This window comes from Desulfitispora alkaliphila (genome assembly GCF_050433185.1).
Lineage (GTDB): Bacteria > Bacillota > Desulfitisporia > Desulfitisporales > Desulfitisporaceae > Desulfitispora > Desulfitispora alkaliphila.
The window spans coordinates 103,693-113,049 of sequence record NZ_JBNPXS010000004.1 but is presented as its reverse complement, the minus strand read 5'-3'; the positions used below and the strand labels follow the sequence as shown (position 1 = coordinate 113,049).

9 protein-coding genes are annotated in these 9,357 nt (G+C 42.4%); 7 read left to right on the top strand and 2 right to left on the bottom strand.

The features are described 5' to 3' along the window. Nucleotides 1-252 precede the first annotated feature (252 nt). From GGQ84_RS02915 to GGQ84_RS02895, 5 genes are read left to right on the top strand one after another with little or no spacing between them, the layout of a single operon-like run. Complete coding sequence (locus GGQ84_RS02915) at nt 253-492, top strand: hypothetical protein (RefSeq protein ID WP_429158908.1); 240 nt, start codon at nt 253-255, stop codon at nt 490-492. Then, nucleotides 489-2,114 (top strand): spore germination protein, encoded by a 1,626-nt coding sequence (locus GGQ84_RS02910; RefSeq protein WP_429158906.1) that lies wholly within the window; start codon nt 489-491, stop codon nt 2,112-2,114. Before GGQ84_RS02915 ends, GGQ84_RS02910 begins: the two co-directional genes overlap by 4 nt. Nucleotides 2,115-2,130: 16 nt before the next feature. After that, nucleotides 2,131-3,231, top strand: a complete 1,101-nt coding sequence (locus GGQ84_RS02905; protein ID WP_429158904.1) for a GerAB/ArcD/ProY family transporter — start codon at nt 2,131-2,133, stop codon at nt 3,229-3,231. A gap of 5 nt (nt 3,232-3,236) precedes the next feature. Then, nucleotides 3,237-4,397, top strand: a complete 1,161-nt coding sequence (locus GGQ84_RS02900; protein WP_429158931.1) for a Ger(x)C family spore germination protein — start codon at nt 3,237-3,239, stop codon at nt 4,395-4,397. Next, nucleotides 4,394-5,647 (top strand): Ger(x)C family spore germination protein, encoded by a 1,254-nt coding sequence (locus tag GGQ84_RS02895; protein ID WP_429158902.1) that lies wholly within the window; start codon nt 4,394-4,396, stop codon nt 5,645-5,647. The genes GGQ84_RS02900 and GGQ84_RS02895 overlap by 4 nt, the downstream gene beginning before the upstream one ends. A gap of 191 nt (nt 5,648-5,838) precedes the next feature. On the opposite strand, the gene GGQ84_RS02890 is transcribed toward GGQ84_RS02895, so the two are convergent. Further along, a complete protein-coding gene (locus tag GGQ84_RS02890) occupies nt 5,839-6,966 on the bottom strand; it encodes an anti-sigma factor domain-containing protein (RefSeq protein ID WP_429158899.1) in 1,128 nt (375 codons plus the stop codon). Then, nucleotides 6,963-7,679, bottom strand: coding sequence for an RNA polymerase sigma-I factor (sigI, locus tag GGQ84_RS02885; protein WP_429158896.1), 717 nt, complete (start codon nt 7,677-7,679; stop codon nt 6,963-6,965). The genes GGQ84_RS02890 and sigI overlap by 4 nt, the downstream gene beginning before the upstream one ends. Nucleotides 7,680-7,822: 143 nt before the next feature. On the opposite strand from sigI, the gene GGQ84_RS02880 reads away from it, so the two are divergent. Then, nucleotides 7,823-8,665, top strand: coding sequence for a deoxyribonuclease IV (locus tag GGQ84_RS02880; protein ID WP_429158893.1), 843 nt, complete (start codon nt 7,823-7,825; stop codon nt 8,663-8,665). Between the two features lie 6 nt (nt 8,666-8,671). Next, nucleotides 8,672-8,986 carry a hypothetical protein gene (locus tag GGQ84_RS02875; RefSeq protein WP_429158890.1) on the top strand — a complete coding sequence of 105 codons (315 nt, stop codon included), beginning with the start codon at nt 8,672-8,674 and terminating at the stop codon, nt 8,984-8,986. The last annotated feature ends 371 nt before the right edge of the window (nt 8,987-9,357 follow it).

Genomic DNA, 9,357 nt, shown 5'->3' with positions numbered 1-9,357 from the left:
CTCTTTTGATTCAATTTCAAATAATTCTTCAAAGGAAAATAGAACTTCTTGGAGAATATACAAAGTGACTTCCCTCCTTGTGGGTTTTCTTGTTTTGTCACTTGAAAATTTCTCCACATTGGGGTGAAGTCCTTTTTTATGCTATTGAAAACCTTATATATCAAGGGTTAATTAATTTGCAAAAGTCTCATGTATAAAATCTTGAAAAAAGATGAAAATAATTATAGACGAGTTTTTGGGAGGTTTAGCCTTGTGAGTAATATTTGTCCACTGTGTAATGGAATAAAAAACATAACAGCTACCTGTCCCTCCTGCTCCCACTTGATGAGAGATGGGGGAAAGCCAGAGGAGTACCTGGGTCCCTATAGTCCCTATGAAGAACAGCACTGGGAAACTGATGAAAAAAAAGACCAGGTATGCATTCACTTGCTATACTGCCCCAACTGTGGCACTGACTACAGAACTGAAATCGGTTGTATAGGTGAAAAATGAAAAGCAAACTTTTAAGTAAGCTGGGAAAAAAGCTCCAGAAAAAGTTGAGTTTTTCTAATACTCCTAAGGGGCAGGAAGAAAAGTTGGGGAATATTGGGGAAATTCCGGAGAAAATCAAGATATCTAATTCTTTAGAAACCAATCTAGAGACTATAAAGAAAGTCTTAGGGGATTCTCTGGATATAAACCTGCGCAGATTTAAAATAGGGAAAGGCAAGGGCATCGAGGGAGCAGCTATATGGTTGGACGGGTTGGTCGAAAATAAGATTATAAATGACAATATTATAAAAAATATAATGGAGGGTACAGAAAGCCTGGAAATTCCAATCCGTGGTGGAGGTAAAGAGGTCTTTGAGCAAATTGCGGAAAGGCACCTGAGCATTGGAGATATTAAACAGGTTAACAGTTTGAGTGATGTTATCTATGGCGCCCTCTCTGGCGATACTATATTCTTTTTAGATAGATTCCCTGAAGCCATTGTGGCTTCAACTAGAGGCTGGGTTGCAAGGGGGATTGAAGAGCCTGCCAGTGAGGTTGTGATCAGAGGCCCCCGAGAGGGATTTACGGAAACCTTAATCACCAACACATCCTTATTGCGTCGCCGATTAAAGAACCCTAACCTGCGGATCGAGAGTTTTCAGCTGGGCAGACAGAGTCAAACCGATGTAGCCTTAGTGTACGTTAAGGGGATAGTAAATGAAGAAGTATTAGAGGAACTAAAGCGTAGAATTAAACGGATTGACACAGATGTTATTTTAGAATCCTCCTATATTGAGGAAATGATTGAGGATGCTCCCTTTTCGATTTTTCCCACAATGGTAAATACAGAAAGACCAGATGCTTTAGTGGGTTCTTTGCTTGAAGGGCGAGTTGGGATCATGGTCGATGGGACTCCTTTTGTCTTGATAGTTCCCACTATCTTTTTTCAACTATTTCAGACACCAGAAGATTACTTTAATAGATACCCCTTGGCAACGTTCAGTCGTTGGCTGAGACTTATGGGACTAGCAGTTACCCTACTACTTCCGGCTACATATATAGCGGTGACCACATTTCATCCGGAGATGCTTCCCACTACCCTATTGTTAACTATTGCGGCTTCCAGGGAGGGGATACCCTTTCCCGCTTTTGTGGAAGCCTTAATAATGGAAATAACCTTTGAAGTGTTGCGAGAAGCGGGAGTGCGGATGCCTAGGCCTGTGGGGCAGGCGGTGAGTATTGTGGGCGCATTAGTTATAGGAGATGCGGCTATTTCAGCAGGGATTGTATCGCCACCCATGGTGGTAATTGTGGCAGCCACAGCCATAGCCTCTTTTTTAATTCCCAATCCAGAGGTGGTGGGATCGGTGAGGCTGTTGCGCTTTGGAATGATGCTATTGGCTGCCTCTATGGGACTTTATGGAATAACAATTGGATTACTTTTCATTCACATCCATCTAGTTTCCTTGAGGAGTTTCGGAATTCCCTTTATGTGGCCGATTGCTCCCTTTAACTTAACAGGTTTGCGGGATGTATTAGTGCGAGTACCCCATTGGGGTTTTCGATTTAGACCTGATATATTCACCTGGCAAGGGCAAGAGAGACAGCGCAGTGGCAATAACAGGCCCAGAAAGCCAAAATAAAGAAAAGGTGAGTTAAATGTCAATAGACGGCAGGATAAATGCCAGGCAGCTGGCCTGGCTGGTAATAACTATCCAGACATCAGTTGTAATAACTTTGGTGGCCTCAATTGATGCAGGAGCTCGGCAGGATGCCTGGATTTCTGAGTTGTTGGGGATGCTTTTAATGATTTTTGCAGCGTATGTAATAATCACCACAGGACTTCGCTTTCAAAATAAATCACTGTATCAGTATCTGCCCTTGGTATACGGAAAGGTGTTGGGAACTCTGTTAGGCTTAGGATACTTGTGGTTTTTTCTATTCATGACCGCTACCCTGGTAAGGGAATTAGGAGAATTTATACTTACGGTTTTTATACCCGAAACACCTATAATAGTTGTTATAGGGATGTTTGTACTCACATGTGCCTATGGGGTTTACATGGGTATAGAGACTATAGTTCGAATTAACGATATTCTACTACCTGTGGTGCTGTTGATGATTTTTTCGTTGTGGCTATTAGTGTTTCAAGAGGTAAACTTTGATAATCTAAGGCCGGTAGTCTTGGAGACGGGTCCTATACCCATTATTAGGGGAGGAATAGTTGTTCTGGCTGGATTTATGCTGGGGATAGCCATTGCTGTGCTATTTCCCTATGTGGAAAAAAGAGCCCTTGCATTTCCCTTTGTGACAATAGGTTTGTTGGTTAAGGGATTTATTATCGCTACCACTGTAGTGTTTGTTATTGGTGTGCTAGGAGTAAACCAAGCTGAAATGGTTAACTTTAAGGGATTGTCTTTGGTCAGGATTATTTCAGTAGCGGACTTCTTTGAGCGCTTGGACCCATTGGTAATGCTGGTATGGGTGGGAGCTTTTTTTATCAAAGTGTCCGTTTTCTATTACTGCTTTGTAATAGGGGTGGGGCAAATTTTGAAGACAGAGAAGGTTACTCGCTTGGTTTTGCCCGCTGCTGCGCTGATTATCGCTTTGAGTATAGGAAGCTTCGAGAATTTTTCCCAGCTTATGGATTTCCATCAGCGGGGAAAAGTATTACACAATTACTTTTTTATATTGGTAATTCCAGTCACAACTCTTTTTTTAGCGATAGTTAGAAATAAAAAAGAGGAGGGGGGCAGGTGAGGCATATGAGAAAGTTGCTATTACTTATTGTCATGGTAGGGGTTCTGGTTGCTACTGGAGGATGCTGGAATAAAGTTGAGTTAGACGAGCGCATGTTGATCTTGGGGGCTGCAGTGGACAAATCTCCGTCAGTTGAAGGCAAATTTATGGTAACAATAGAAGCTGCCAATCCCCTAGAGGCTGTGTCTCCTATGGCAGGAGGAGAGGGAGGCGAGGAGGAAGGTGCCTCTTGGCTTCTGACCGGCTCGGGCTGGACTTTTTGGGATGCCATATATAATTCACTTCAGTTAAGCCCTAGAAGACTATTTGGGGCTCACCAACAAGTGCTAATAGTGAGTGAGGAGCTAGCCAGGGAGGGCCTAGCTCGTGTAATAGATTTTCACTACAGAAATTGGGAGTTGCGGAGAACTGTGTGGTTAGTCATTGCTAAAGATAGCTCCGCTAAAGATACTATCAGTATTAATCATAAAATTGGAGGTATAACATCTAATGAGATTAGTGAGATGATAAATGCTAGTACGGCAGCATCTAAGGCTGTACAGGTGCGTGTGGTAGATTTTATAGACCGATTACTCTGTGATAAAGGTAGTGCTATAGCGGGCAGGATTGAGAGCTTTGAGGAAGAGGACGAAGATGAGGGCGTAATACTTCGTTATACAGGTGCTGCTGTGTTTAAAAAAGACAAGTTAGTAGGTTGGTTAGATGAAAGAGAGGCTAGGGGGCTTAATTGGATTGAGGGGATGCTGGAAAGTGCAATCCTGGTAGTAAAGTGTCCAGATGACCCAAAAAGAGAGGTGAGCGTTGAGGTTCTTTTTGCTCACCCCGAGGTTGAAATTCAGTTTGAGGGCGATGAACTGAATGTGACTATTTTAATAGATGTAGAAGGGAATATTGCGGAAATAGAGTGTGACAGGGGATTTATAGTTGAGGAATTTGTTGAACAGATTGAACGGAGAATGGCAACTGTGGTGAAAGGAGATATAAATGCCACACTAGCTAAAGCACAAGAACTGGAAAGCGATATTATAGCACTGGGTAGAGATGTACATAGGGCTGATTTTCGTCGCTGGCAGGAATTAGAAGAGAATTGGGATGATACCTTTGCAAATTTAGATATAAATGTGGACGTGCGAGCTGAAATCAGACGGATAGGGTTGATGAAATGATGAGGGGAAAGAATATAGCGCTACTAATAGCAGTATTAGTAATCCTATTGCTAGCGGTAGGGTGTTGGAATAGAACAGAATTAGATGAGAGGGCGCTCGTAATGGGTTCGGCTCTTGACAAAGCTCCCGCTGTGGAGGAAAAATACATGGTCACAGTTGAAATAGCTAATCCCGCAGATTTAGTGAGTCCACTGGCTGGAGGAGGAGAAGGGGACACTCCCTCTTGGATTATCTCCAGTACCGGTTGGACTGCTTTTGATGCAATACGAAACTTTGTGATGCAGGTTAGGCGCAAGCTTTTTTGGTCTCACAGTCAAGTTTTTCTCATTGGTGAGGACTTGGCCCGGGATGGGATCAAACCAATTATTGACTTATTTATTAGGGATGAAGAACTTAACAGAACCATGTGGATTATAGTATCTAAGGGTTCTGAGAGTAGAGAAATTTTGGAGATTGAACACCTCCTGGGTGGACTCACATCAGATGCGCTGGATTCTCTAGTGCAAGCCAGTAGAATCAGCTCTCAGGCAGTTCAGGTTAACATCTCAGATTTAGCAAAACAGCTCACCGATGAGAGCAGGGCATTAGTTGTGGGCAGGGTAGAATTAGTAGGTCAGGAAGAAGAACAAGAGGAAACTGCTGAGGAGCAGGGCAATGGGGGTAATGAAGAAGGAGAAGTAGCAGAAACGGAAGATGGCCAACTCTTGCGGTATACAGGGGCAGCGGTACTAAAGGAAGATAAGTTGGTAGGGTGGTTTGATCGTAAAGAAGCCCGAGGATATAACTGGATAACCAACAATGTGGGCAGAGGGATTTTCCTAGTTGAATGCGATGAAGAACAGGGACGGCGAATTGCAATCAACGTGTTGTTCTCCCAAGCAGAAATGGAAGTGGAATTTGTCCAGGGCAAACCAGTAGTCACCATTGAAGTAGAAGCAGAGGGTGATATTGGCGAAGTCATGTGTCAGCAATTTGATCCCATGGACTATGATCAGATGAGCAGAATAGAGAGCAGGTTTGCTGAAATCATTAGAAATGAAATCAAGGCTTGCCTGGATAAATCCAGAGAATTGGAAGCGGATGTAATAGGCCTAGGGCGACAGATAAATATCGAGAATCACAGGGTGTGGAGAGAGTTGCAAGATGATTGGGATGAAATATTTTCAGAGATAGACTTTGAAATAGTGGTCAATGCGGAAGTGAGGAGAATGGGCTTAATAGAGAAAAGCTTTGGAGAAATAATCAGATGAGAGGAGAATAGCTAAATGGGACTTGTTTTATTAGCTTTTTTGATTATTTTAATCACTCATTTACCCAGTCTTTTGAAAACAGGTAATAGGGAGAGGGGGGCCTTTGCGGTGATTTGGCTTTCAGGTATAGCGTTATCCCTGTATACTCTTGCAGGCCACACTCTTCCCATTCCCAGTGTTCTTAATACAATTTACGATTCATTACCCCTATTCAGCCCGTGAGCAGGGGCGTGCTCAGGAGGAGTAGGTCCCTGGGGCATACCGGGGTTTTCAGGTCTACCTGGAGCCGCCGGATTGCCAGGTGTTTCAGGTCTTCCGGGAGCTTGGTTTATCGGTCTTTTTTCTTTATCTTCTTTTTTATTTTCTTTTTCTCGCAGTTTTTCTAATGCCCTTTTAGTTTCATTTTGTTCAAAGTCTTTTTGCTTATTCGTTTGCTTTAGTTGGCGAACTATTTGTCCTGGTGGGATGCCATTTGCTATGAGCACTTTGTTTAGCTTACTTCGCTCTAGCTCATCTGAGCTGACTTGGATTCCCTTTTCAGAAAGAATTTCCTGAATATAAGCCTTGTTCAGGGAAGTGTTTTCTTCCTTGGCAGAATTCCAGTCTGTAGCTGTTCCCTCTCTTACCCCTACCTGAGCCCCAATATTATGAGTTTCTAAAGAGAGTACAATACTATTTTCTACCTGGGAAATGACCGGTTCAGTAGCATCTTCCTCCTGGGTCTCATGGGAAACTAAAGTTGCTAGTACCAAGTTGTTTACCTCGCTAAAATAGAGAAGGTCCTGGGACTTTTGCACAAGTGCATCCATGACAGCGGGTAAGTTTTGTTTTGGCTCTAGGGCGGCAGTTTCCAGCAACACTTTGCCGTCGTTATTTTTTGATTCAGCATGTATTAACCTGAGCTCACTATCTAAATGAAGCTCTATACTGGGGTTAATATCTATTGCTACCACATAGCTAACTTCAGGTGGAAGTGACATAACATCCGAGAATTCCTTCTCTTCCACAGGAGCTACAGGAGTAGAATGACTTGGATTTTCAGCTACCTGATTGCCTCCATTTGAATGCAAGAACCAGTTGGCTGTTCCAATCATGAAAAACATAATAGCTGCTGTCACTGGAAGAAGCCAACGATTCCACTGGAAGGACCGGCGCTTAGTAGGTACAGCTTTAGGAGAGGGTGGGGAAACGGCCACTTGATCACCCACCTTGGGGGTATCTTGGGGCAGAGGAACTTCCCAGAAATCTCCCTCTTGAGTAACTACAAGCATTGTACTCTCTTTGATTTTCATTACCAGGGCTTGGTTTTTTTTACTCATTTGTACGCACCTTCTCTATCCATGTTTATTTGAACAAAAGATTGCAAGTGATATAATTCCTCAGTCATTATCAGGGCTATTGCTATAATATAGCGTCTCCCAAGTTGTAATATCTTTTTACTAAAGCCAGTTTTTTTCTCCAACTCCTTTACTGGTAGTTGTTTATTAGTCTTTAACTTTGCAAGCAATTCTTTGTCTAGACACAAAGCTTTGGCAATTTGGTGTAGTCTCTCCTTGGTATCTCGGTGCTTGGGTGAGGAGGCCACTAAATCTTCTATATTAAAGCCGTACTTTAATAAGAGCTCTTGAAAAGCCAGGAGCTCAGTAGCTCTGTCCGCATTGTCTTCGTCCCGGTGGTGATACTCTGCGCTCAGAGCAGGTTTAATTTCTCCTCCCTGGTCGGGAAGACTAGAAAGGGGCACGTGCCTGTGTCGGCCTTCTACCCGGAAGTAATCTATTAAGCTGTTTTTTATCACAGTCTTGGCGAAGCTGGTAAAGGAGCTCTTACTAGTGATATCAAAATTATCTATGGCCTTATTAAAGGCAATTAAGGCAATGCTCAACTCGTCATCATTGGACCAGTCCAGATAGCGCCGGCACTGTTCGGAAGCAATTTTAGTTATAAAGGGCTTATACTGAGCAATCAGTTTGTCTCTGGCTTCAGCATCTCCCTGTTGTGCGCTAGATAATAATTTCAAATCAACTGTTTCCATGTTTACACCTCTAATATAATTATACGATAAGGGAAAGATAAATTGGGTAGTATTATAATAAAAAAACCTTTTCAATATGGTTTTTTAGTGTTAAAATTATTTCCAAGATAGGAAACAATATTGGAACTTTGAGGAGCGCATTTATGAAAATAGGTTGCCATGTATCAATAGCTCGAGGGCTATATAAGGCAGTGGAAGAAGCTGTAGCAATAGACGCCAATGTAATTCAGATCTTTTCTCGCAATCCCAGAGGTGGCAAGGCAAAGCAGCTAGACCAGGCAGAAATTAATCGGGCTTTGGAACTAGCTGAAAGCCATGGAGTAATGATAATTAGTCATGCCCCATATACCATTAACCTGTGCTCGAATAAAGATGATGTGAGAAAGTTTGCTGTGGATGTTTTAACTGAGGACTTACAGCGAATGGAGACTTGTGGTGCCAACTACTTAATAGTTCACCCAGGTAGTCATGTGAACCAAGGCAGAGAACAGGGAATTGAATATATTATTCAGGGGATTAACTCTGTCATGGATAACTATCATGGAAAAACCACATTGTTACTAGAGACTATGTCTGGCCAAGGGACTGAAGTTGGTAGCGACTTTGCAGAAATGGAAGCCATCCTGGGCCAGGTAAATCAACCAGAGCGAGTGGGGATTTGTATAGATACTTGCCACTTGTTTGCAGGAGGTTATGCCGTTAAGGAGCCAGACTTATTAATAGAGCAAATATCGGCACGAGTTCCCATAGAAAAGATTAAGGTTGCCCACTTGAACGATTCAATCAAACCTTTTGGCAGTAATCGTGACAGGCACGCTCCATTAGGAGATGGGGAGCTGGGATGGGAAGCAGTGATGGGGTTTGTCACACACACCCAGCTAAAGCACTTACCTTACATATTGGAAACCCCAGGGGGACTTGATAATTACCGTAAAGAGATAGCTGAGATAAAAGGTAGAATAAAAGAAATCCAAGAAAAGAGGTGAGTACATATGCAATTCATTTATGACGGAATGTCTTATCACTTGGATACTGGTGCGGTTTTGAGGGATTTGGAACTGATATACATCAAGGCTTTGGAGCGAGAGCCTTATGAAAAACTAGGTGATGAACAAAAATTCTTACTGGATGTGGCATGGAACTATTTTGGTGCTGAACTGGTGGAGAATAAAACAGAAAAGACTAGCGGTAATATGGGCAAGCATTTATATGACATGATGTTGCTGGGGTATGTGGAAAACCTAAAGGTGGATGGCGAACGAGGAGAATTAATCTTTGAGCTTTCCCGTCCGGTTTTGGTAAACTGAGTTAAGGGCGTTTTGCTAGTTGAGTGCTGGCAAAGCGCTTTTTTTTAGCTTGTGGAGAAGGAAAATGTTTAGCTGTGTAGAATAAATTAACCTATAAAATTTAGACTTAGATTAGTTTTTTATTATTTGGAGGTAGAAAGAAAGATGGAGTACGTATTTTTAACCTTTGCTATGTTTGTGAGTATGCTAGCTTTTCTTGTGACCTTTGTCAGCTTTCTCCTGTGGAGGAAACATCAAAGTGATGGAGAACTGAGGGATTATTGGTTTAGGAAAGTGCGTTTTTACGTTATTTACTTTTTGGTTTCCCTGATACCTACGTTTTTGTTTATTGAAGTTTTCAACCGACATCACTACTACTAAAGTGCTAATTT

Bases quoted from the DNA above. Each gene is read 5' to 3' on its own strand.
- GGQ84_RS02910 (WP_429158906.1), top strand. From the start codon at position 489: ATGAAAAGCAAACTTTTAAGTAAGCTGGGAAAAAAGCTCCAGAAAAAG.
- GGQ84_RS02905 (WP_429158904.1), top strand. From the start codon at position 2,131: ATGTCAATAGACGGCAGGATAAATGCCAGGCAGCTGGCCTGGCTGGTA.
- GGQ84_RS02900 (WP_429158931.1), top strand. From the start codon at position 3,237: ATGAGAAAGTTGCTATTACTTATTGTCATGGTAGGGGTTCTGGTTGCT.
- GGQ84_RS02895 (WP_429158902.1), top strand. From the start codon at position 4,394: ATGATGAGGGGAAAGAATATAGCGCTACTAATAGCAGTATTAGTAATC.
- GGQ84_RS02890 (WP_429158899.1), bottom strand. From the start codon at position 6,966: ATGAGTAAAAAAAACCAAGCCCTGGTAATGAAAATCAAAGAGAGTACA.
- sigI (WP_429158896.1), bottom strand. From the start codon at position 7,679: ATGGAAACAGTTGATTTGAAATTATTATCTAGCGCACAACAGGGAGAT.
- GGQ84_RS02880 (WP_429158893.1), top strand. From the start codon at position 7,823: ATGAAAATAGGTTGCCATGTATCAATAGCTCGAGGGCTATATAAGGCA.
- GGQ84_RS02875 (WP_429158890.1), top strand. From the start codon at position 8,672: ATGCAATTCATTTATGACGGAATGTCTTATCACTTGGATACTGGTGCG.